Source organism: Dechloromonas sp. TW-R-39-2 (assembly GCF_016864195.1).
Taxonomy (GTDB): domain Bacteria; phylum Pseudomonadota; class Gammaproteobacteria; order Burkholderiales; family Rhodocyclaceae; genus Azonexus.
The window spans coordinates 3099640-3120045 of the sequence record NZ_CP045202.1 but is presented as its reverse complement, the minus strand read 5'-3'; the positions used below and the strand labels follow the sequence as shown (position 1 = coordinate 3120045).

26 protein-coding genes and 1 pseudogene are annotated in these 20406 nt (G+C 57.0%); 24 read left to right on the top strand and 3 right to left on the bottom strand.

Annotated elements, in window-relative coordinates; genetic code table 11:
* Positions 1 to 13 precede the first annotated feature (13 nt).
* Complete coding sequence (gene mshL / locus GBK02_RS15125; RefSeq protein WP_239003061.1) at positions 14 to 1672, bottom strand: pilus (MSHA type) biogenesis protein MshL; 1659 nt, start codon at positions 1670 to 1672, stop codon at positions 14 to 16.
* 400 nt (positions 1673 to 2072) lie between these two features.
* Between mshL and GBK02_RS15120 the strand changes: the two genes are divergently transcribed.
* From GBK02_RS15120 to GBK02_RS15030, 19 genes and pseudogenes are all read left to right on the top strand, one after another.
* Positions 2073 to 2885, top strand: a complete 813-nt coding sequence (locus GBK02_RS15120; protein WP_203467436.1) for an ABC transporter ATP-binding protein — start codon at positions 2073 to 2075, stop codon at positions 2883 to 2885.
* Positions 2878 to 3669, top strand: a complete 792-nt coding sequence (gene mlaE, locus GBK02_RS15115) for a lipid asymmetry maintenance ABC transporter permease subunit MlaE (protein ID WP_203467435.1) — start codon at positions 2878 to 2880, stop codon at positions 3667 to 3669. Before GBK02_RS15120 ends, mlaE begins: the two co-directional genes overlap by 8 nt.
* On the top strand, positions 3669 to 4139 hold the full coding sequence (gene mlaD, locus GBK02_RS15110; RefSeq protein ID WP_203467434.1) for an outer membrane lipid asymmetry maintenance protein MlaD: 471 nt from the start codon (positions 3669 to 3671) through the stop codon (positions 4137 to 4139). The genes mlaE and mlaD overlap by 1 nt, the downstream gene beginning before the upstream one ends.
* The gene (locus tag GBK02_RS15105) at positions 4136 to 4861 is read left to right on the top strand and encodes a VacJ family lipoprotein (protein ID WP_203467433.1); all 726 of its coding nucleotides are present in this window, start codon (positions 4136 to 4138) and stop codon (positions 4859 to 4861) included. The genes mlaD and GBK02_RS15105 overlap by 4 nt, the downstream gene beginning before the upstream one ends.
* 18 nt (positions 4862 to 4879) lie before the next feature.
* Positions 4880 to 5503 (top strand): phospholipid-binding protein MlaC, encoded by a 624-nt coding sequence (locus GBK02_RS15100; protein ID WP_203467432.1) that lies wholly within the window; start codon positions 4880 to 4882, stop codon positions 5501 to 5503.
* Positions 5500 to 5781, top strand: coding sequence for a lipid asymmetry maintenance protein MlaB (locus GBK02_RS15095; protein WP_203467431.1), 282 nt, complete (start codon positions 5500 to 5502; stop codon positions 5779 to 5781). The genes GBK02_RS15100 and GBK02_RS15095 overlap by 4 nt, the downstream gene beginning before the upstream one ends.
* A 10-nt stretch (positions 5782 to 5791) precedes the next feature.
* A pseudogene (locus tag GBK02_RS15090) lies at positions 5792 to 6454 on the top strand (ABC transporter ATP-binding protein); the annotation flags it as partial.
* Between the two features lie 53 nt (positions 6455 to 6507).
* Positions 6508 to 7260, top strand: coding sequence for an ABC transporter permease (locus GBK02_RS15085; protein WP_203467429.1), 753 nt, complete (start codon positions 6508 to 6510; stop codon positions 7258 to 7260).
* 4 nt (positions 7261 to 7264) lie between these two features.
* On the top strand, positions 7265 to 7510 hold the full coding sequence (locus GBK02_RS15080) for a BolA family protein (RefSeq protein ID WP_203467428.1): 246 nt from the start codon (positions 7265 to 7267) through the stop codon (positions 7508 to 7510).
* Complete coding sequence (murA, locus tag GBK02_RS15075; protein WP_203467427.1) at positions 7503 to 8756, top strand: UDP-N-acetylglucosamine 1-carboxyvinyltransferase; 1254 nt, start codon at positions 7503 to 7505, stop codon at positions 8754 to 8756. Before GBK02_RS15080 ends, murA begins: the two co-directional genes overlap by 8 nt.
* Positions 8757 to 9011: 255 nt before the next feature.
* Positions 9012 to 9218: a cold-shock protein gene (locus GBK02_RS15070; protein WP_203467426.1), complete on the top strand. Its 207-nt coding sequence runs from the start codon at positions 9012 to 9014 to the stop codon at positions 9216 to 9218.
* A gap of 133 nt (positions 9219 to 9351) precedes the next feature.
* Positions 9352 to 10371 (top strand): DctP family TRAP transporter solute-binding subunit, encoded by a 1020-nt coding sequence (locus tag GBK02_RS15065; protein ID WP_203467425.1) that lies wholly within the window; start codon positions 9352 to 9354, stop codon positions 10369 to 10371.
* 7 nt (positions 10372 to 10378) lie between these two features.
* Positions 10379 to 10864, top strand: coding sequence for a TRAP transporter small permease (locus tag GBK02_RS15060; protein WP_203467424.1), 486 nt, complete (start codon positions 10379 to 10381; stop codon positions 10862 to 10864).
* Entirely contained in the window at positions 10861 to 12144 is a 1284-nt protein-coding gene (locus GBK02_RS15055) for a TRAP transporter large permease (protein ID WP_203467423.1), read from the top strand. The genes GBK02_RS15060 and GBK02_RS15055 overlap by 4 nt, the downstream gene beginning before the upstream one ends.
* A 44-nt stretch (positions 12145 to 12188) precedes the next feature.
* On the top strand, positions 12189 to 12833 hold the full coding sequence (hisG, locus tag GBK02_RS15050; RefSeq protein WP_203467422.1) for an ATP phosphoribosyltransferase: 645 nt from the start codon (positions 12189 to 12191) through the stop codon (positions 12831 to 12833).
* 5 nt (positions 12834 to 12838) lie between these two features.
* Positions 12839 to 14140, top strand: coding sequence for a histidinol dehydrogenase (gene hisD / locus GBK02_RS15045; RefSeq protein WP_203467421.1), 1302 nt, complete (start codon positions 12839 to 12841; stop codon positions 14138 to 14140).
* A gap of 31 nt (positions 14141 to 14171) precedes the next feature.
* Positions 14172 to 14717 (top strand): chromate transporter, encoded by a 546-nt coding sequence (locus tag GBK02_RS15040; protein ID WP_203467420.1) that lies wholly within the window; start codon positions 14172 to 14174, stop codon positions 14715 to 14717.
* A complete protein-coding gene (locus GBK02_RS15035) occupies positions 14714 to 15235 on the top strand; it encodes a chromate transporter (protein ID WP_203467419.1) in 522 nt (173 codons plus the stop codon). Before GBK02_RS15040 ends, GBK02_RS15035 begins: the two co-directional genes overlap by 4 nt.
* A gap of 141 nt (positions 15236 to 15376) precedes the next feature.
* Positions 15377 to 15706, top strand: a complete 330-nt coding sequence (locus GBK02_RS15030) for a FlxA-like family protein (RefSeq protein WP_203467418.1) — start codon at positions 15377 to 15379, stop codon at positions 15704 to 15706.
* A 22-nt stretch (positions 15707 to 15728) separates the two neighbouring features.
* Here GBK02_RS15030 and GBK02_RS15025 read toward each other — a convergent pair whose 3' ends face one another.
* Positions 15729 to 15941, bottom strand: a complete 213-nt coding sequence (locus tag GBK02_RS15025; RefSeq protein ID WP_203467417.1) for a hypothetical protein — start codon at positions 15939 to 15941, stop codon at positions 15729 to 15731.
* 5 nt (positions 15942 to 15946) lie between these two features.
* The gene (gene hisC / locus GBK02_RS15020; protein ID WP_203467416.1) at positions 15947 to 17017 is read right to left on the bottom strand and encodes a histidinol-phosphate transaminase; all 1071 of its coding nucleotides are present in this window, start codon (positions 17015 to 17017) and stop codon (positions 15947 to 15949) included.
* Positions 17018 to 17097: 80 nt separating this feature from the next.
* On the opposite strand from hisC, the gene hisB reads away from it, so the two are divergent.
* The 5 genes from hisB to hisI are packed head-to-tail and all read left to right on the top strand — an operon-like array spanning position 17098 to position 20252.
* Positions 17098 to 17685 (top strand): imidazoleglycerol-phosphate dehydratase HisB, encoded by a 588-nt coding sequence (gene hisB, locus GBK02_RS15015; protein WP_203467415.1) that lies wholly within the window; start codon positions 17098 to 17100, stop codon positions 17683 to 17685.
* Positions 17682 to 18314 (top strand): imidazole glycerol phosphate synthase subunit HisH, encoded by a 633-nt coding sequence (gene hisH / locus GBK02_RS15010; RefSeq protein WP_256435909.1) that lies wholly within the window; start codon positions 17682 to 17684, stop codon positions 18312 to 18314. Before hisB ends, hisH begins: the two co-directional genes overlap by 4 nt.
* A 35-nt stretch (positions 18315 to 18349) precedes the next feature.
* Positions 18350 to 19090 carry a 1-(5-phosphoribosyl)-5-[(5-phosphoribosylamino)methylideneamino]imidazole-4-carboxamide isomerase gene (gene hisA / locus GBK02_RS15005; protein ID WP_203467414.1) on the top strand — a complete coding sequence of 247 codons (741 nt, stop codon included), beginning with the start codon at positions 18350 to 18352 and terminating at the stop codon, positions 19088 to 19090.
* Positions 19087 to 19848 carry an imidazole glycerol phosphate synthase subunit HisF gene (hisF, locus tag GBK02_RS15000; RefSeq protein WP_203469431.1) on the top strand — a complete coding sequence of 254 codons (762 nt, stop codon included), beginning with the start codon at positions 19087 to 19089 and terminating at the stop codon, positions 19846 to 19848. Before hisA ends, hisF begins: the two co-directional genes overlap by 4 nt.
* Entirely contained in the window at positions 19845 to 20252 is a 408-nt protein-coding gene (gene hisI, locus GBK02_RS14995) for a phosphoribosyl-AMP cyclohydrolase (RefSeq protein ID WP_203467413.1), read from the top strand. Before hisF ends, hisI begins: the two co-directional genes overlap by 4 nt.
* Positions 20253 to 20406 lie beyond the last annotated feature (154 nt).

The window sequence follows — 20406 nt, the reverse complement described above, 5'->3', positions numbered from 1 at the left end:
TTTGGGGGGAGTGTCATGGATGTTTGCTGGCATCGGGAAGGCCGGTGATGCTGTGTGCCGAAAATGCAGGAGAAAACATCTCAGGGCCAGGCAGGCGGTCTTTCAGTGAGCGGTAGTCTCCTTCGAGGCTGGCTTCCTTGATGACGACGGGTCTTAGAAAAATGACCAACTCGGACTTGCGGGAATTGTTGTCGCGCTTGGTAAGAAGTTCTCCAGCCAGCGGTATTTGTCCGAGCAAGGGAATCCGGCCGGTGTTGTAACTGATGCCGTCCTCCATCAATCCGCCCAATACTGCAATGTCCCCACTTGTAACGCGCATCACCGACTCGACTTCGCGGGTGCGGATTTGCGGGACAAGATTCTGGACGCCGGCTGCTTTGTTCGATGGATTAGGGTCTTCCTTCCAGTCGGAAACGCTGGAAATCGTCGGCCGGATATTGATGATGACCGTTCCGGATTCACTGATTTGCGGCGTGACAGCCATCACCAGGCCAACCGAGACAGATTGCGGTGTCGTTGTGACGGCGGTCGTAGTGCCGACATTGGCTGATGTGGTCGTGTCGGATTTGACGTTGAAGTACACAATGCTTTCAACAACCTTGAGTAGCGCGGTTTGGTTATTGAGTACCGATAAACGAGGGCTGGAGAGCACCTTGGTCGTGCCGAACGATTCGAGAAGATTGACTGCGGCGACGAGGTTGAGCGGCTTGTTGAGTTGCCGCAAAATCAGGCTGAATGCTGTGTTGGCCGAATCAGCAACACTCCCGTTGGCTGGCCGGGTGATGGAGAAACCGGAGTCGTCAGCGCGAAATCGGCTCCAGTCGATGCCTTGTTTGAAGCCATTGGACAGTTCGACCTCGACAATCGTCGTTTCGATCATGACTTGACGGCGGGCGGCATGAACTACCCGGTCGATGAATTCCTGTATTTTTTCGTGTTGCCGCTGGGTGGCACGGACGGTGATGACGCCACTTTCGGCATTCAGAATAACGGCGGCGGCTTCGCGAAACGTGTTGCGCCGGATGGTTGAGTTGGCGGCAGTCTGTGATGAACTGGGGACTGGCGATGTTTGTTGGACGGTGTTGGCTGCGGGGCGGTGTGTTCGAGGGTTGTTGGGAGGCTGGGGCTGCGGCCCTGTCGAGTTTCTGCTATCGGTTTGTTCAATGACTGTTTCGCTGCTGCCCTCGGGCAATGTCTTGTCGGTTTCCCGCAGGATGTCCTTGATGTTTTTTTCCAGCGACTCCCAGAAAATATTCTTGGCGCTATTGTCGATCCGCGTATTGGATATATTTCCCGCACTGCCGCCCGTCGCCGCACCCGGCATGTTTCCCGCCGTTGAAATCTGCGTGTTGGTCGAGATCGTCCCGCTGACATTGCGCGCCATATTGACGTAGTCAACGGTGTAATGCCTGAGAAACGGTGAATCTGGCATCACCGAAATATTGTCCCCATCAAATTCGAAGCGAATATCAACTTGCCTGGCGATTCGCTGTAGAAGTTGCGGCAGGGTTTGATCGATGGCGTTGAGGCTTAGCGTCCCCGATATGCCTGGGTGAATGTCGACGTTGATTTTTGCATCGCGCGCCAGGGCAAACAGCAAATCCCGCGCTTGAATGTTGTTGACCACGACACTGTAGGTTTCGGCCTTGTTTGTCTGTGCGGCAGAGTTCACAGGTGGTGGCAAATTGTTCAGTACCGGGCTTGGAATATTGCCTGGGATGATTTGTGTGGTGCTTGCGGGATTAAGGTGCCCTGGCACCCGATCGTGTACGACAGGCGTGCTACACGCAATCAGTAACAGCGGGATGGATGAAATGATGAACAATTGCACGCGCACTGGTTTTGTTCCTCTTTTAGCCCATTGGTATATTTGTTTGGCATTTTATGAGGGGTGTTTGCAGATTGTTTGTAATTTTTTGTAGGGAGATACGCTTGGCTGCCGTTTCGGGTGACTTGGCTGTGCTGGCGTGGGCGCAACATTCCAAATGGAAAAGTTGGCAATTGCAGCAGCAGCCGGCTGAGCGGGGAGCTAATCTGGTAAAATCGTACGACTTTTTTCAAGGGACCCCGTTTTGTCCAACGACATCCTGGTCGATATAGAAGACCTACGCTTCGACTATGATGGTCGGCCCATCCTGCAGGGAATCAACATGAAGATTCCTCGCGGCAAGGTCGTCGCCATCATGGGCGGGTCCGGTTGTGGCAAAACCACGCTTTTGCAGTGTATTGGCGGGCAGTTGAAGCCGACCGGCGGCCGTGTTCTTCTCGAACACAATCGTGTTTGCGAAATGACTCAAAAAGAGCTTTATGGGTTGCGCCGCCGCATGGGGATGCTTTTCCAGTTCGGGGCCCTGTTTACCGATATGTCCGTGTTCGACAACGTGGCTTTTCCGTTGCGCGAGCACACGGATTTGTCGGACGAAATGATTCGCGATCTAGTGTTGATGAAGCTTGAGGCCGTCGGGCTGCGCGGGGCTCATAAGCTGATGCCCGGCGAGCTTTCCGGGGGGATGGCCCGGCGTGTTGCCTTGGCCCGGGCGGTTGCGCTCGACCCGATGCTGGTCATGTACGACGAGCCCTTTACCGGCCTGGACCCCATTGCGCTGGGTGTCATCGGGCAATTGATCCGGAAGCTGAATGACGCGCTCGGCGCGACCTCGATCATGGTGACTCACGATGTTCAGGAGTCGCTTCAGATCGTTGATTATATTTACTTTGTTTCAGGTGGGCAGATTGTTGCCGAAGGGACGCCTGATCAAATTCGTGCCTCGCAGGATCCATTTGTTCATCAGTTCGTGCATGCCGAAGTTGATGGGCCTGTCCACTTCGATTACCCGGCGCCAGCTGTTCGCCATGAATTTCTGCGCGGGGTGAAGCATGCCTGATTTGCTGCTTCCTTTCCGCAAGCTGGGGCATGCTGTTATTGAGCGCATCTGGCGACTTGGTTTTGCCGCGCGCTTTTTCGTTGCCATCCTGCGCTACTCCGGGGCCTCTTTTTTGCGTCTGCCGCTGACCCTGCGGGAAATTTATTTCAGCGGGGTGCTGTCTCTGCTGATCATCATGGTTTCCGGGTTGTTCGTCGGCTTGGTGCTGGGTTTGCAGGGGTATGAAACCTTGCAGCGCTATGGTTCAACGGAAGCGCTTGGTGTTCTGGTAGCACTGTCCTTGACGCGTGAGCTTGGCCCGGTTGTCGCCGGCTTGCTGTTTGCTTCGCGGGCCGGCTCTTCCGTCACGGCCGAGATCGGCTTGATGAAAGCGACCGAGCAACTCAAGGCAATGGACATGATGGCGGTCAATCCGATTGCGCGCGTTGTGGCTCCTCGGTTTTGGGGCGGCGTGATTTCCATGCCGTTGCTGGCTGCCCTGTTTTCTGCCATGGGGGTGCTGGGGGGCTGGCTGATTGGCGTAGTGTTCATCGGTGTCGACGATGGCGCTTTCTGGTCGCAGATGCAGTCTGGTGTCGATTGGCGTTATGACGTGCTCAATGGCGTCATCAAGAGTTTTGTTTTTGGCATCGCGGTTTCGCTGATTGCCGTTTTCGAAGGTTACGATTCCGTGCCGACCGCCGAAGGGGTTTCCCGGGCAATCACCCGTACTGTGGTGACTTCCGCCCTGACCATTCTGGCGCTCGATTTCGTACTCACTTCGTTCATGTTCCGGGGAGCTTAATGAAACGTACCGTACTAGACCTCTGGGTCGGTTTTTTTGTCGCTATTGGTATTGTCGCGCTCATGTTCCTGGCTTTGAAGGTCGGCAATTTGTCCTCCTCGCACTTGTCGGAAACCTACGTCCTCCAAGCCAAGTTTGATAATATTGGCGGCCTGAAAGTGCGTGGCCCGGTTAAAAGTGCCGGCGTGCTGGTCGGGCGCATTTCCGATATACGTTTTGATCCAGCGACTTACGAAGCGGTCGTGACGATGGAAATTGGTGGCCGCTATCAGTTTCCCAAGGATACGTTTGCCTCGATTTATACCGCAGGCCTGCTCGGCGAGCAGTACATCGGGTTTGATGTTGGCGGTGACGAAAAAATGTTGCAGGCGGGCGATACAATCAAGAAAACACAGTCGGCCGTGGTACTTGAAAAATTGATTAGCCAATTTCTATTCAGCAAGGCAGCAGACGGACAGGATAAAAAATGACGGTGATGCTCAAGGCATTAAGTGCTCGTGGGGTCGGCAAGCTGATGGCGGGTGCCGCTCTCGCTTTGATTTTGTCTGCCGAGGTGGCGGCTGAAGCTAATCCGCGTGATCCGTATGAAGGATTTAACCGCACGATGTTCTCTGTGAACGAAGCGGTTGATAAATACGCTGCCAAGCCCGTTGCTCAGGTTTACGACAAGGCTGTTCCCTTGCCGGTCAAGGCTGGGCTCGGTAATTTCTTTGGCAATACCGCGGACTTGTGGATTGGCGTCAATAGCGCCCTGCAAGGCAAGTTTGGCGATGCCGGCATTGATGTCAGCCGTCTGCTGATCAATTCGACGGTAGGTATCTTCGGCTTGTTTGATGTTGCCAGCGAGCTTGGCCTGGAAAAGCACGATGAAGATGCCGGACAGACGCTGGCTGTTTGGGGCGTTGGTGATGGCGGTTACCTGTTTTGGCCAATTCTCGGCCCCCGTACGGTGCGTGATACTGCTGGCTGGGGCATCGACTCTTATGCTGATCCGGTATGGCGGGTTCGTCCGATTGCCTCGCGCAACAGCATGGTGGCGGCTCGTTTCGTTGATATCCGTGCCAGCCTTTTGCCTGCAGATAAAGTCATCGATGAGGCGGCTCTGGATAAATATGCCTATATTCGTGAAGCTTACCTGCAACGTCGCCGCAACCAGATTTTTGATGGCCGCCCGCCGCGCCTGGAAGATTGATTCTCCATTGTGAACACCATGAAAAAAGTTTTTGCTTTTGTTGCCTCCGTGTTTTTTGCGACCTCCGTCCTGGCGCAGGAGGCTCCCGATGTGCTGGTCCAGCAAGTCTCGTCTGAAGTCCTCGAGATTATCCGGTCCGACAAGGATATCCAGAACGGCAACACCCAGAAGGTAATCGACCTCGTCGAGAAAAAGGTATTGCCGCATTTCAATTTTCTGCACATGACAGCCCTGGCTGTTGGCAAGGACTGGAAAAAAGCCAATGCCCAGCAGCAGCAGCAGTTGGCGGCAGAATTCAAGACCCTGCTGGTGCGTACCTATGCCAATGCACTGACTGGCTATAAAAACCAGAAGCTGGTCTACAAGCCATTCAAAATGGCTGCTGGCGAGACCGATGTTCTGGTTCGGACCGAAGTGCTTCAGCCGGGTAGTAAACCCGTTCAGATTGACTACAGTCTGGAAAAGCTCGATGCCGGCTGGAAAGTTTACGACATGACGGTGGCTGGGATCAGTCTGGTGACGAACTACCGCGATCAGTTCGCTCAAGAAGTACGCAATGGCGGACTGGATGGTTTGATTTCGACGATTTCAGCCAAAAACAAATCCTTGGAGTCCGGCCAGGGCAAGGCGGATAAGAAATGATCGAACGTCAGGCCGGGCGCCTTGTGGTCAAGGTGCCCCTTGTCATGGCCAATGCGCGCGGCCTGCTTGAAGCAGGCCGTTCTGCTTTGCAGGCCGGGGAAGATGTTTTCGACTTTGCCGAAGTGAGGGAAGCGGATTCGTCGGCTTTAGCCGTTATGCTCGGCTGGTTGCGGGCGGCTGAATTGTCGCGGTCGACCGTTCGATTTGCCAATATTCCGGCCGGAGTTCGTTCGCTGGCGGAGCTGTACGGCGTTGCCGAACTGCTGCCCCTCGCTTGAGGGCGTTGCTGTGACCGCTGCAGTTTCCTTTACTGATGTCGTTAAGCATTTTGGCTCCCTGAAGGCGCTGGACGGGATTTCGCTCGACATCGCGCAAGGGGAGTTTTTTGGCCTGCTTGGCCCGAACGGTGCGGGAAAAACAACCCTGATCTCTTCTTTGGCCGGTCTTGTCCGGCCTGACTCCGGCACCATCAAGGTGCTTGGGCATGATGTCATTGACGACTTTCGTCTGGCGCGCGGCATGTTGGGCGTTGTGCCGCAGGAGTTGGTGTTTGATCCCTTTTTCAGTGTGCGTGAAACGCTCAAAATCCAGTCAGGCTATTTCGGTATTCGAAAAAATGATGACTGGATCGATGAGATTCTCGAAAACCTTGATTTGACGGGCAAGGCAGATGTGAATATGCGTCGTCTGTCGGGTGGCATGAAGCGCCGTGTGCTGGTTGCGCAGGCGCTGGTGCATAAACCGCCAGTCATCGTGCTTGATGAGCCGACCGCAGGCGTTGATGTTGAATTGCGTCAGGGCTTGTGGCAATTCGTTCGTCGCTTGAATAACGAAGGTCACACCATTATTTTGACGACCCACTATCTTGAAGAGGCCGAAGCCCTTTGCGGCCGGCTGGCCCTGATGAAACAGGGGCGACTCATTGCGCTCGATAGCACGGCCAACTTGATGGCAGCCCATCCAGGTGGAACGCTGGAAGATGTTTTTGTCCGGACGATGAATCAGTGATCGGTTTCTGGACGCTTTTCTACAAGGAATTGCTCCGTTTCTGGAAGGTTGCCTTCCAGACCGTCGGCGCGCCTGTGCTGACGGCGCTGCTCTACCTGCTGATCTTTGGGCATGTCCTTGATGAGCATGTACTCGTGCATGGCGTCCGCTATACAACTTTCCTGGTGCCTGGTCTCGTCATGATGCAGATATTGCAAAATGCCTTTGCCAATTCATCTTCCAGTCTGATTCAGGCAAAAATCACGGGCTCGATCGTCTTTGTCCTGCTGCCGCCGATTCCTTATGGTGCCTTTTTCGGGGCTTATGTTCTTGCCGCATTGCTTCGTGGCTTGATGGTTGGTCTGGGGGTCTTGCTGGCAACGATCTGGTTTGCCGAGTTGAAAGTTGTGGCCCCCTTCTGGATTCTTGCATTTGCTGTCTTTGGCGGTGCCTTGTTTGGTGCGTTGGGCATGATTGCCGGCATCTGGTCGGAAAAATTCGATCAGCTGGCTGCCTTCCAGAATTTTCTGATCATGCCGCTGACCATGCTTTCAGGTGTCTTCTACTCGATTTACACATTGCCTACATTCTGGCTGCGTGTGTCGCATTACAATCCCGTTTTTTACATGATTGACGGCTTTCGTTACGGGTTTTTTGGCGTCTCCGATGTGGCGCCCGAAACCAGTCTCGCAGTCGTCGTAGCCAGTTTTGCTGCAGTCACGTTTTTGACGTTGAACCTGCTCAAGCGTGGCTGGAAACTTAGAGCTTAAAAATATGCATCCTGAACAGATCAAACAACTCATCCTCGCCGGAATGGCTTGTGAGTACCTTACTGTCGAAGGCGATGGGCAGCATTTCTACGCAGTCGTGGTGAGTGCTGAGTTTGTCGGCAAAAATCGTGTTCAGCGTCAGCAGCGGGTTTACCAAACGCTCAAGGGTGAGCTTGCGAGCGGTGAGTTGCACGCACTTTCCTTTACTAAAATACTGACCCCCGAAGAATGGAGCGTACAGCGTGGATAAGTTATTGATTCAGGGCGGTAAAGCCCTCTCTGGCGAAGTTGCCATCTCCGGGGCCAAAAATGCTGCGCTCCCCATTCTTTGTGCCTCGCTGTTGACTGCCGAGCCGCTGCACCTGACCAATGTGCCGCATCTCAACGATATTTCGACCATGCTTCGTCTGCTGGGGGAAATGGGTGTTGGTGTGACGATGGATGGTATTGACGGCATCGTGCTGAATGGTGGGGGATTGAATAATCCGGTCGCTTCGTACGAGATGGTCAAAACGATGCGTGCATCCATCCTCGTGCTCGGCCCGTTGGTTGCCCGTTGCGGCGAGGCACGGGTTTCCTTGCCGGGTGGTTGCGCCATTGGCGCCCGTCCGGTCGACCAGCACATCAAGGGACTGCAGGCCATGGGGGCCGAAATCAAGGTCGAGCAGGGCTATGTGCACGCCAAGGCAACCCGCCTCAAGGGGGCGCGTATCTGTACCGACATGGTGACTGTGACGGGGACCGAGAATCTGATGATGGCCGCGTGCCTCGCTGACGGCGAAACGATCATCGAAAATGCCGCCCGCGAGCCGGAAGTGGTCGATCTGGCCAACTGTCTGATCAGCATGGGCGCCCGGATTTCAGGCGCCGGTACCGATATCATCCGCATTCAGGGCGTTGAAAAGCTGCATGGGGCGACTCACGCCATCATGCCGGACCGGATTGAGACCGGGACCTATCTTTGTGCGGCGGCAGCAACAGGGGGCGATATCCGTCTTGTCAAAACCTCTGCCGCCTACCTTGATTCCGTGGTCGACAAGCTGATGGATGCCGGTTGTGACATCACCGTCGAGCGCGATGCAATCCGTCTTGTCGCGCCGCAGCGGCTCAAGGCTGTCAGCCTGCGCACAGCGCCGTACCCGGCTTTTCCGACCGACATGCAGGCGCAGTTCATGGCAATCAATTGTGTTGCCGAAGGTGTGGCGACCATTCGCGAAACCATTTTCGAAAACCGCTTCATGCACGTCAGCGAACTGATGCGTCTGGGGGCGGATATTCAGATCGACGGCAGCAATGCTTTGGTCCGCGGTGTGAGTCACCTTGAGGGTGCGACAGTTATGGCGACTGACCTGCGGGCTTCGGCTTCTTTGGTCATTGCCGGGCTGGTAGCGCGTGGAGAAACGTTGATTGATCGCATCTATCACCTGGATCGCGGCTATGAACGAATCGAAGAGAAGCTTGCCAAGCTTGGCGCCAGCGTAAAGCGGGTGCATTGAGCTGTTGTTTCTGCGCTGAATCGACCGGGTTTCCCCGGTCGACCGCTCCCGTTGGGCAAAATACCTTTGCATTATTCGCAAGACGGCCCCATACTCCGAGCTTCGGGATTTCCAGGCAGTGTTTTGTGCCTACGCCGTACCCGGCTAGCAGCTTTTAGTTGCCAGCTTTTCGGTTTGCCAGCTCCTCGGTCTTGATCTCGTATTTCCCGGGTAATTCGTTACCCACTTGTATATTTTTTACCAAGGATGCTAAAAATGGCAAATGGTACCGTTAAGTGGTTCAACGACGCTAAAGGCTTCGGCTTCATCTCCCCGTCTGAAGGCGGCGAAGACCTGTTCGCTCACTTCTCCGCAATTCAAGGCAATGGCTTCAAGAGCCTGGCCGAGAACCAAAAGGTAACGTTCGACATCGTTACCGGCCCGAAGGGCAAGCAAGCTGCCAACATTCGCCCGGTGGAATAAGCCAAGCGATAGCGCAAGCTAGTAAAAAGCCCGGTTCGCCGGGCTTTTTTGCGTTTACGCATGGTGCTTTTTATTGCGCATGGCATGGCTGGCACCGATAATCCTTGCTTCACCCCACAGCAAGGAGACAACAATGCAACGCAGAAACTTCATGACCGCCATTGCCGCAGCGTGTGTGCTGCTCAGCGGCGCCGCTCAGGCGCAGAGTTATCGTGCCGAATACCGCCTTTCCACAACGCTGGGGACGGCTTTTACCTGGGGGCAGGCCGGCGAGCGCTGGATCGAGCTGGTCAAGGAAAAAACCCAGGGTCGTATCAATATCAAGCTTTATTCCGGTAACTCGCTGGTGGGGGGGGATCAGACGCGTGAATTCACCGCGATACGCCAAGGAGTGATCGATATGTCGATCGGCTCCACGATCAACTGGTCGCCACAGGTCAAGGAGCTGAACCTGTTCTCGCTACCTTTTCTGATGCCTGACTACAAGGCGATCGATGCCTTGACGCAGGGCGATGTCGGCAAGGATCTGTTTGCCGTGCTTGAAAAGCGTGAGGTTGTCCCGCTGGCCTGGGGCGAAAACGGCTTCCGTGAAATGTCCAATTCGAAGCGCCCGATTGCTTCTCCCGCTGATATGAAGGGGATGAAGTTCCGTGTTGTTGGTTCGCCGCTCTATAACGAAACGTTTTCAGCGCTGGGGGCCAATCCAACCCAGATGAGCTGGGCCGATGCTCAGCCGGCCCTGGCTTCCGGCGCGGTCGACGGCCAGGAAAACCCGCTTTCCGTTTTTGTCGCTGCACGCTTGTCGACCGTGGGGCAGAAATATTTGACGCTTTGGCACTACGTCGCTGATCCGCTGATTTTTGTCGTGAATAAGCAGGTTTGGGCAAGCTGGACGCCGGCTGACCGTGAAGCGGTGCGGCAGGCTGCATTGCAGGCTGCGCGCGAGAATGTCGAAAAAGCCCGCAAGGGAATTGCCGGTAGCGATAACGCGGTGCTCAAGCAGATTGAGGCGCAGGGCGTGACGGTGACTCATCCGACTAGCGAGCAACGGGCCGCATTTGTCCAGGCAACCCGTCCGGTGTACGACAAGTGGTCGAAAACCATCGGTGCCGATCTGGTCAAGAAGGCTGAATCGGCTATCGCCAAGCGTTGAGAGACTGATGAACGAAAATAATGATGCCGCCGCTTCCGGCGGCAAATTGACGCTCGAGTCGGTCGAGCGTTTTCTGATGGCCGCGTCGATGGGGCTGTTATGCCTGTTGACGATGGCCAACGTGTTGGTGCGCTATTTCACGGATATTTCCTTTGCCTTTACCGAGGAAATATCCGTCGCGCTGATGGTGGTCATGACTTTGATCGGTGCTTCGCATGCATTTGCGACCAATCACCATATTGCGATCACTTTCTTCGTCGACCGCAAACCCCAGTTTCAGCGCTTCATCCGGGGCTTTGCTGCACTGTGTTCGTTGGTCATGTTCGGTTTGCTGGCCTGGTATGGCGTTTTCATGGCCTGGGATGATTTCGATTTCGAGGTGACCTCTCCGTCGCTTGGCGTGCCGCAGTGGATTTACACAGTCTGGCTGCCGATCCTGTCGATCGTTATCGTATTGCGCCTGCTTGCCGTGCTGCGGCGGGGAGGTCAATGATGGACTGGATACTTTTCGGCATCTTTGTCGTCCTGATGCTTTCCGGTGTGCCGCTGGCGGTGGCCATGGGGCTAGCCGGGACGGCGGTGGTCGGTCTGTCGGGCCTGGGCATGATGTCCTTGCCAACCAATGTGTATACCGGCATTGCGAAATACCCGCTGATGGCGATTCCGGTCTTCGTGATCGCTGGCCTGATCTTTGAAAAGGCCGGGGTGGCGGCGACCATTGTCCGTTTTGCATCGGCCCTGGTTGGTCAGCGGCGGGGCAGTCTGGCGATTGTGGCGATTCTGGTGGCAATGATTCTTGGCGGGATTTCCGGTTCCGGGCCGGCCGATTCGGCAGCCGTTGGGGCCGTGATGCTGCCGTCGATGCTCAAGGCTGGTTATCCACGTTCCTTTACCGCCGGCGTGATTGCGGCGGCGGGGTCGACGGATATCCTGATTCCGCCATCGATTGCTTTCGTTATCTACAGTTTGCTGGTGCCGCAGGCTTCCGTTCCGGCCTTGTTTGCCGCGGGGATGATTCCCGGTATTTTGTCCGGCTTGACGCTGATTCTGGTTGCCTGGTGGTTGTCGGTTAAAAATAATTTCGAGGCTGAACCAGCCGAGCCACGCCCGCCCTTCTGGCAAAGTCTGAAAGAAGCTGGCTGGGGCTTGCTGGCGCCGGTCATCATCCTGGGCGGCATGCGCAGTGGCTTCTTTACGCCGACCGAGGCGGCGGTGGTTGCCGTGTTCTATGGCTTGCTGGTCGGCATGGTGATTTACCGGACGCTGACCTGGAAAGAGGTCTACCAGGTGCTAGTCGAGTCGGCCGAAATTTCTTCGGTGATTCTGACCGTCGTTGCGCTGGCCAGTGTTTTTGCCTGGGCGAGCAATACGCTCGGGACATTCGATCATCTGGCCGCCGCCTTGCTCGGTACCGGTTTGTCGGAAGTGCCGATGTTGCTCAGCATTCAGCTGCTTTTGCTGATTGCCGGGATGTTCCTCGATGCGATTTCAATCTATTTCATCTTCCTGCCGCTGCTCATTCCGATCGCCATTCATTTCAATTGGGATCTGGTCTGGTTTGGCGTGATCATCACGATGAACATGGCGCTGGGTCAGTTCCATCCGCCGCTTGGGGTGAATCTGATGGTGACTTGCCGGATGGCCGGTGTGTCGATGGAGTCGACCGTCCCCTGGGTCCTGTGGATGGTTGCTGCCATGGCCGGAACGATGATGCTGGTCACATTTGTCCCTGATTTGGCACTTTGGCTACCGCGCCACCTCGGCTATCTCTAGGGCTCTGCTAAAATGGCGCTTTCGCCTTTTTAGCAAGAGCCCCAGTGACGACCATCACCATTGCCCTCTCCAAGGGCCGCATCTTTGACGAAACCCTGCCGCTGCTGGCTGCGGCAGGGATCGTTCCGACCGAAAACCCGGAAACCTCGCGCAAGCTGATCATCGAGACGAACAAGCCGAATGTGCGCGTCGTCATCGTGCGCGCGACCGATGTCCCGACCTACGTCCAGTATGGCGCGGCCGACCTCGGCGTGGCCGGCAAGGATGTCTTGATCGAACATGGCGGCGAAGGCTTGTATGCCCCGCTCGACCTGAATATCGCCAAGTGCCGGATGATGGTCGCCGTGCCGGAAGGTTTCGACTACGAAAATGCCGTCCGTCAGGGCGCCCGCCTCAAGGTGGCGAGCAAGTACACCAAAATGGCGCGGGAACATTTCGCTAGCAAGGGCGTTCATATCGACCTGATCAAGCTCTACGGCTCGATGGAGCTGGCACCGCTGGCCGGCCTGGCCGACGCCATTGTCGACCTGGTGTCGACCGGTGGCACGCTGAAGGCCAACAAGCTGGTCGCAGTCGAGGACATCATGGGCATTTCATCGCGCCTGGTGGTCAATCAGGCCTCGCTCAAGGTCAAGCGCGAAACCCTGCAACCGATTATCGACGCCTTCGCACAGGCGGTGGAGAAGTAATCCCTATGGTCGCGATCAAACGACTTGCTACGGTCGACGCCGATTTCAAGGCGCAAATGGATGCGTTGCTGGCTTTCGAGGCGGCGCAGGATGAAGGCATCGAACGCACCGTGATCGGCATCCTGGCCGATGTGAAGGCACGCGGCGACGCTGCGGTCGTCGAGTACAGCAACCGCTTTGACCGTCTTTCCGTCAGCGGCATGGCCGATCTCGAATTGTCCCGGGCTGAAATGCAGGCGGCGCTCGATGGCTTGCCTGTCGAACAGCGTCAAGCGCTCGAAGCTGCGGCGCAGCGCGTTCGTGTTTATCACGAGAATCAGCGTTTGGAAGGCTGGTCCTATACCGAAGCCGACGGCACGATGCTCGGCCAGATGATCACCCCGCTCGACCGCGTCGGCCTCTACGTGCCGGGCGGCAAGGCCGCTTATCCCTCGTCGGTGCTGATGAACGCGATTCCGGCCAAGGTGGCGGGCGTCAAAGAACTGATCATGGTTGTCCCGACGCCGGGCGGCGAAAAGAACGCGCTGGTGCTGGCGGCGGCTTGTCTGGCTGGCGTTGATCGCGTCTTCACCATCGGTGGTGCGCAAGCGGTTGGTGCGCTGGCCTACGGTACGGAGACGATTCCGCAGGTCGACAAGATCGTCGGCCCGGGCAATGCCTACGTTGCCTGCGCCAAGCGCCGGGTGTTCGGCATTGTCGGCATCGACATGATTGCCGGTCCGTCCGAAATTCTTGTTGTTGCCGATGGTTCGGGCAATCCGGACTGGGTGGCGATGGATCTGTTCTCGCAGGCCGAGCACGACGAACTGGCCCAGTCGATCCTGATCTCCACAGACGCTGCGTTCATCGAGCAGGTACAGGCCAGCATCGAAAAACTGCTGCCGACCATGCCGCGTCGTGAAGTCATCGAAACTTCGTTGACCAATCGCGGTGCTTTTATTCTGGTGCGCGACATGGACGAGGCGGTCGCCATCGCCAATCGCGTTGCGCCGGAGCACCTGGAGCTCTCGCTGGCCGATCCTGATCCTTGGGTGGCCAAGATCCATCACGCCGGCGCCATTTTCATCGGTCACTACACCTCAGAGGCGCTCGGCGATTACTGTGCCGGACCGAATCACGTGTTGCCGACTTCAGGCAGCGCACGCTTCTCGTCGCCGCTAGGGGTCTATGACTTCCAGAAGCGGACCAGCCTGATCAAGGTTTCGCCGGCCGGTGCGCAAACGCTGGGCCGCATTGCCTCGACGCTGGCGCATGGCGAAGGTCTGCCGGCACATGCCAAATCAGCCGAGTTCCGGCTCGAAAACTGACCTTGCTCAGCCGTTGACCGCAGCAACTGACATGCCCCCAAACCGCCCGGACCTCCGGGCGCTTTTTTTGGGATTTTCATCGGTCGGTCTCTCCGGTTTTGGCGGTGTGCTGCCTTTTGCGCGGCGCATGCTGGTTGAAGAGCGCCGTTGGATGAGCGCCGAAGAGTTCAATGCCCAGCTTGGTTTGTGCCAGTTCTTGCCGGGGCCGAACGTGATCAACCTGGCGGTGGTCGTTGGCAAGCGCTATCAAGGACTGGCCGGAGCGGTTGTCGCTCCGCTCGGGCTGTTGGCCGGGCCGTTTGCCATCGTCCTGGTGCTGGCCATGCTGTACGACCGCTACGGGAGTCTTCCGCTGGCGCAGTCGATGTTGCGCGGCATTGCCGCAGTCGGCTGCGGCTTGCTCTTTGCCATGGCCTGGCGGATGGGCGGGGCGTTGAAGCATAAAATAATTTTCCTGCCTTTTACGGTGTTGACCGCGGTAGCCATTGCCGGCCTGCGCTGGCCGATGCCCGGTGTGATGTTGGGCGGTTTGCTGCTATCCGGCCTGCTGGCTTACTGGAAGCTGGGGCAAAAATGAGTCTCGCGATCGAGCTTTTTCTTGAATTTGCCCTGCTGTCTTGTGTCGCTTTCGGTGGCGCAACGGCGCTGCTGCCGGAGATGCGCCGCGTTGTTGTCGAAAATCATCACTGGCTGGACGACGCAACCTTTACCCATCTCTATGCCATCGCCCAGGCTGCGCCCGGACCGAATGTGCTGGTCGTCACGCTGATCGGCTGGGAGATCGCCGGTTTGGCCGGTGCTCTGGCAGCGACACTGGCCATGTGCCTGCCGATGAGCATCCTGATTTATTTGTTGATTGACCGCTGGGAAGGCTTTGCTGGCGCACGTTGGCAAAAGGCGATCAGCCTCGGCGTCGCGCCGCTGGCGGTTGGCTTGATTTTTTCTGGCGCAACACTGATTGCCCAGGCCGCCGGTTTTGGCTGGGCTGCCTGGGGCTTGGTGATGCTGACTGTCGTCGCCAACCTTCGCCTGAAGTTGCATCCGCTTTGGTTTATTGCGGCAGGCGCCGGTCTGGGTTTGCTCGGCGTGGTTTGAAGCGAACGTCTTTACAGTGTTTTACACCCGTTGGCCGTGATGTTTTGGCCACTTTGGCCGATAACCTGGATGTGGGAATTGTTTGTTGGCTCATTTGTTTCGGGCCGACTTTTCCGGGATATCGACAAGGGCTGAAAAATCATGGTTACCGCAATTAGCGCAAGCAACACCCAGGCTGTTGCACCAGGGAAGGGGAACTCGCAACTGGAGGTCCTGGAGAAGCAGCTGCTGATGCTGCAGAAACGGCTGGTGCAGGCCGAGAAAAACGCGTCGACTGAAGAGGGTGCGAAGGAAGTCGCGCAAATCAAGGCTCAAATCGCTCAGCTAGAAGCCAAAATTGCCCAACAGAGCGCCGAGCAGAGCAAGTCCTCCCAAACGACGAGCGCCGGTGCAGCGGCTGGTCAGTCTCAGGGGGCTACGGCCAAGGCTGCCAGCGGTGCGCTGGGCGGCAATGTCGATGAATTTGCCTGAGCTTTGTTTGCTGCGTTGAAAGTCAGTCGGATGGCGGGTTGTACGGGTTGTTCAGCTGGGCGATGACGTCCTGAAAGACGGCGCGGATCTGGCTTTCATCGCACTCCATCAGCAGCGCATCCTCGAAGGCGTCCTGTGCCATTTGTCGGAGCTCTTCGAGGTTTTCGCGCAGGACCTTGATTTTCTCGGTGCAGGCAACAATGCTGCCGTCCGGGCGTTTCCATAGGGTGCTCACGGATTTCAGCCGATGATCTGCTGCAGTGCATCGCCGAGTGCCTGGCATTCGGCATCCGTGCCGACGGTGATGCGCAGGAATTGGTCGATGCGGGGCAATTTGAAGTGGCGGACGATGATGCTCCTGTCGCGCAATGCCTTGGCCAGTTCTGCCGCATCGCGTTGCGGGTGACGGGCAAAAATGAAGTTGGCGGCGGAGGGCAGGACGTCGAAGCCGAGTTTGCCGAGTGTTGCGGTCAACGCATCCCGGGTGGCAATAACGGCCTGGCAGCATTGCTCGAAATAAGCGCGGTCTTCCATCGCGGCGACGGCGGCGACGATGGCAACGCGGTCGAGCGGGTAGGAGTTGAAACTGTTCTTGACCCGTTCCAGCGCTTCGATCAGGGCTGGATGACCGGCCGCAAAGCCAACGCGCAAGCCGGCCAGCGAGCGTGATTTGGAGAGGGTGTGCACGACCAGCAGATTGTCGTAGCGATTGATCAGCGGGATGGCGCTTTCGCCGCCAAAATCGACATAGGCCTCATCGACCACCACGACGGAGTCCGGATTGGCCTTGAGCATTGCTTCAATTGCATCGAGCGCCAGCAGGCAGCCGGTCGGTGCGTTGGGGTTGGGGAAAATGATCCCGCCGTTCGGTCGACCGCGGTAATCGTCCGGATTGATCGTGAAATCCTCGGCCAGCGCCACGGTTTGATACTCGATGCCATAAAGGCCACAGTACACCGGGTAAAAGCTGTAGGTGATGTCCGGAAAGAGAATGGCCTGCTCGTGCTTGAGCAGGGCCATGAAGACATGTGCCAAAACTTCATCCGAACCATTGCCGACAAAAACTTGCTGCGGCGCGATGCCGTGTGTCTTGGCGATGGCTGCCTTGAGCAGGTCGGCGTTCGGGTCCGGGTAAAGACGCAGGCGTGCCGCATCGCCGTCGAGCTCGGCCTGAATCGCCGCCAGCGCCCGTGGAGAGGGCGGATAGGGGTTCTCGTTGGTGTTCAGCTTGATCAGGTTGGCGATCTTGGGCTGTTCGCCCGGCACGTAGGGGGTGAGGTCGCGGACGACCTGGCTCCAGAAACGACTCATGGGGTTTTCACGGAAGGCTTAAAAGGTGGGCGAAATGGTATCATGGCCCTCCATTCAAAAGCCTTTTCCAGCCTTTACCCATGCGGCAAGCCGAAATTACCCGTAACACGCTGGAGACGCAGATTACCGTGCGTCTCGATCTCGATGGCACCGGTCAGGGCAAATTTGCCACCGGCGTTCCCTTTCTCGATCACATGCTGGACCAGATTGCCCGTCACGGGATGATCGATCTCGACGTCAAGGCGGTTGGCGATCTGCATATCGATGCGCATCACACCGTTGAGGATCTCGGCATCACGCTGGGCCAGGCGCTGGCCAAGGCCTGGGGCGACAAGAAGGGCCTGACCCGCTACGGCCATAGCTACGTACCGCTTGATGAAGCATTGTCGCGTGTCGTGATCGATCTTTCCGGTCGTCCGGGGCTGGAAATGCATGTTGATTTCACGCGTGCCGTGATCGGTACCTTCGATGTCGATCTGTTCAGCGAGTTTTTCCACGGCCTGGTTAACCACGCCGGCATGACGCTGCATATCGACAATCTGCGCGGCAAGAACGCACACCATCAGGCAGAAACCATCTTCAAGGCTTTCGGTCGGGCGCTGCGCATGGCGGTCGCGCCGGATGAGCGCATGGCCGGCTTGATGCCATCGACGAAAGGCTCGCTGTGAGCATCGTTGTCATCGACTATGGCATGGGCAATCTGCGTTCCGTGTCGAAAGCCCTTGAGCACGTCGCCGGCGGCAAGCCGGTTATCGTGACGGCTGATCCGGCTGTCGTGGCCACGGCTGAACGCGTGGTCTTCCCCGGCCAGGGCGCGATGCCCGACTGCATGCGCGAACTCGAAGCGCGCGGCTTGCGCGGTGCCGTCCTGCAAGCCGCTCAAGACAAGCCTTTCCTCGGTATTTGCGTCGGTGAGCAGATGCTCTTCGAACACAGCGAAGAGGGCGATGTGGCTGGGCTCGGCATCTTCCCCGGTGAGGTCAAGCGTTTTCCTGCCGAGAAGATGGTCGACCGCGACGGTGCTCGCCTCAAGGTGCCACACATGGGCTGGAACAAAGTCAGCCAGACGCCGCATGCGCTGTGGTCCGGGATCGCCGACCGCTCGCGCTTTTATTTCGTGCACAGCTACTGCGTGCAGCACGTCGATCCGGTCCTGACCACGGGAACTTGCGACTACGGCATCCCCTTTACCTGTGCAGTGGGCCGGGATAATATCTTTGCGGTTCAATTTCACCCTGAAAAAAGCGCCCGCGATGGCTTGCAGCTTTTGAAGAATTTTGTCGAATGGCGCCCCTGAGCGCCTTCTCGAACTTTCACATCACCTGATATCCCATGCTGATTATTCCCGCCATTGATCTGAAGGACGGCCAATGTGTCCGTCTGAAACAGGGCCTGATGGAACAAGCCACTGTTTTCTCCGATAGTCCCGCCGAAATGGCACGTCACTGGGTTGCCCAAGGCGCTCGGCGCCTGCATCTGGTCGACCTGAACGGTGCTTTTGCCGGCAAGCCGAAAAATGCGGCAGCCATCAAGGCGATCCTGGCCGAAGTCGGTGACGACATTCCCGTCCAGCTCGGCGGCGGCATTCGCGATCTCGATACCATCGAAGCCTGTCTCGACGGTGGTCTGACTTACGTCATCATCGGTACGGCCGCGGTCAAGAATCCCGGTTTCCTGCACGATGCCTGCACTGCCTTCCCGGGCCACATCATCGTTGGCCTCGATGCCAAGGATGGCAAGGTGGCAACCGATGGCTGGTCCAAGCTGACCGGCCACGATGTCGTCGATCTCGGCAAGAAGTACGAGGATTACGGCGTCGAGTCGATCATCTATACCGACATCGGGCGCGACGGTATGTTGTCCGGCCTGAATATCGAAGCAACCGTTCGTCTGGCCCAGGCGCTGACCATTCCGGTCATCGCTTCCGGCGGCCTGTCCAATCTCGATGACATCCGGGCGCTGTGTGCCGTTGAGCGCGAAGGTGTGGTTGGCACCATTGCCGGTCGTGCCGTGTATGACGGTTCGCTCGACTTCAAGGCCGCGCAAAGCCTGGCTGACGAGCTGGGCGCCTGATGCTGGCCAAACGGATCATTCCCTGTCTTGATGTCACGGCTGGCCGCGTCGTCAAGGGAACCAATTTTGTCGGTCTGCGCGATGCCGGAGACCCGATCGAAATCGCTCGTCGCTATAACGAGCAGGGTGCCGACGAAGTCACTTTTCTCGACATCACCGCTTCATCGGATCAGCGCGACATCATTCTGCACATCGTCGAAGCCTGCGCCGAGCAGGTTTTCATTCCGCTGACCGTCGGTGGTGGCGTGCGCAAGGTTGAAGATGTCCGTCGCCTGCTCAATGCCGGAGCCGACAAGGTTTCGATGAATACTGCTGCGGTCAACGACCCGGACCTGGTCTTTAATGCCTCAAGCAAGGTCGGTTCGCAGTGCATCGTCGTGGCGATTGATGCCAAGCAGACAGCGCCGGGCCAGTGGAATGTGTTTACCCATGGCGGTCGCAACAATACCGGTCTCGATGTCATCGAATGGGCTAAAAAGGTTGCGGCTCTGGGGGCGGGTGAAATCCTGCTGACCAGCATGGATCGCGACGGCACCAAGAACGGTTTCGACCTGGCTTTGACCCGTGCAGTTTCTGACGCAGTGAGTATTCCGGTCATCGCCTCCGGCGGTGTCGGCAATCTCCAGCATCTGGCCGATGGCGTTTCGGAGGGCCGGGCCGATGCCGTCCTCGCCGCCTCGATCTTCCACTTTGGCGAATACACTGTGCGCCAGGCCAAGGAATACATGGCTTCGCGCGGTATCGAAGTCCGGCTGTGAGCGATCTCGACAACAATCTCGACTGGCTGGCCGCCCTCAAGTGGGACGCCGATGGCATGATTCCGGCGATCGCTCAGGATGAACACGGGCGTGTTGTGATGTTTGCCTACATGAATCGCGATTCGTTGCAGGAAACGGTCAAGTCCGGCAACGCGGTATACTGGTCGCGCTCCCGTAAACGCCTGTGGCGCAAAGGCGAGGAATCCGGGCACTTTCAGAAGGTTGCCTCGATTCGCACCGATTGTGACGGTGATGTATTGTTGCTGGAAATTGAACAGGTCGGTGGCATTGCTTGTCATACCGGCCGGGAAAGCTGCTTTTTCAATGAGTTGCAGGGGAATCGCTGGGTTCCCGTTGATCCGGTTTTGAAAGACCCTAAGGAAATTTACGGTGGCGTTTCGTAGTTGTTCTTAGTGCTTCTTCTCTCCATTGAATAACGTCAAAAGCCCCGTAAATAGGGGCTTTTTTGTTGCCTAGTGTTTCTTGACGGTTCACGAGAGATCACCTAATGTGTGTAGCTAGGTGTGTGGCTACATGGTGGTTGAGTAGCTGCGTGGT

Bases quoted from the DNA above. Each gene is read 5' to 3' on its own strand.
- GBK02_RS15080 (WP_203467428.1), top strand. From the start codon at position 7,265: ATGCATCCTGAACAGATCAAACAACTCATCCTCGCCGGAATGGCTTGT.
- GBK02_RS15060 (WP_203467424.1), top strand. From the start codon at position 10,379: ATGAACGAAAATAATGATGCCGCCGCTTCCGGCGGCAAATTGACGCTC.
- mlaE (WP_203467435.1), top strand. From the start codon at position 2,878: ATGCCTGATTTGCTGCTTCCTTTCCGCAAGCTGGGGCATGCTGTTATT.
- GBK02_RS15040 (WP_203467420.1), top strand. From the start codon at position 14,172: ATGCCCCCAAACCGCCCGGACCTCCGGGCGCTTTTTTTGGGATTTTCA.
- hisA (WP_203467414.1), top strand. From the start codon at position 18,350: ATGCTGATTATTCCCGCCATTGATCTGAAGGACGGCCAATGTGTCCGT.
- GBK02_RS15030 (WP_203467418.1), top strand. From the start codon at position 15,377: ATGGTTACCGCAATTAGCGCAAGCAACACCCAGGCTGTTGCACCAGGG.
- GBK02_RS15105 (WP_203467433.1), top strand. From the start codon at position 4,136: ATGACGGTGATGCTCAAGGCATTAAGTGCTCGTGGGGTCGGCAAGCTG.
- mlaD (WP_203467434.1), top strand. From the start codon at position 3,669: ATGAAACGTACCGTACTAGACCTCTGGGTCGGTTTTTTTGTCGCTATT.
- GBK02_RS15065 (WP_203467425.1), top strand. From the start codon at position 9,352: ATGCAACGCAGAAACTTCATGACCGCCATTGCCGCAGCGTGTGTGCTG.
- GBK02_RS15035 (WP_203467419.1), top strand. From the start codon at position 14,714: ATGAGTCTCGCGATCGAGCTTTTTCTTGAATTTGCCCTGCTGTCTTGT.
- GBK02_RS15100 (WP_203467432.1), top strand. From the start codon at position 4,880: ATGAAAAAAGTTTTTGCTTTTGTTGCCTCCGTGTTTTTTGCGACCTCC.
- GBK02_RS15095 (WP_203467431.1), top strand. From the start codon at position 5,500: ATGATCGAACGTCAGGCCGGGCGCCTTGTGGTCAAGGTGCCCCTTGTC.
- hisC (WP_203467416.1), bottom strand. From the start codon at position 17,017: ATGAGTCGTTTCTGGAGCCAGGTCGTCCGCGACCTCACCCCCTACGTG.
- hisD (WP_203467421.1), top strand. From the start codon at position 12,839: ATGGTCGCGATCAAACGACTTGCTACGGTCGACGCCGATTTCAAGGCG.
- hisB (WP_203467415.1), top strand. From the start codon at position 17,098: ATGCGGCAAGCCGAAATTACCCGTAACACGCTGGAGACGCAGATTACC.
- GBK02_RS15070 (WP_203467426.1), top strand. From the start codon at position 9,012: ATGGCAAATGGTACCGTTAAGTGGTTCAACGACGCTAAAGGCTTCGGC.
- GBK02_RS15055 (WP_203467423.1), top strand. From the start codon at position 10,861: ATGATGGACTGGATACTTTTCGGCATCTTTGTCGTCCTGATGCTTTCC.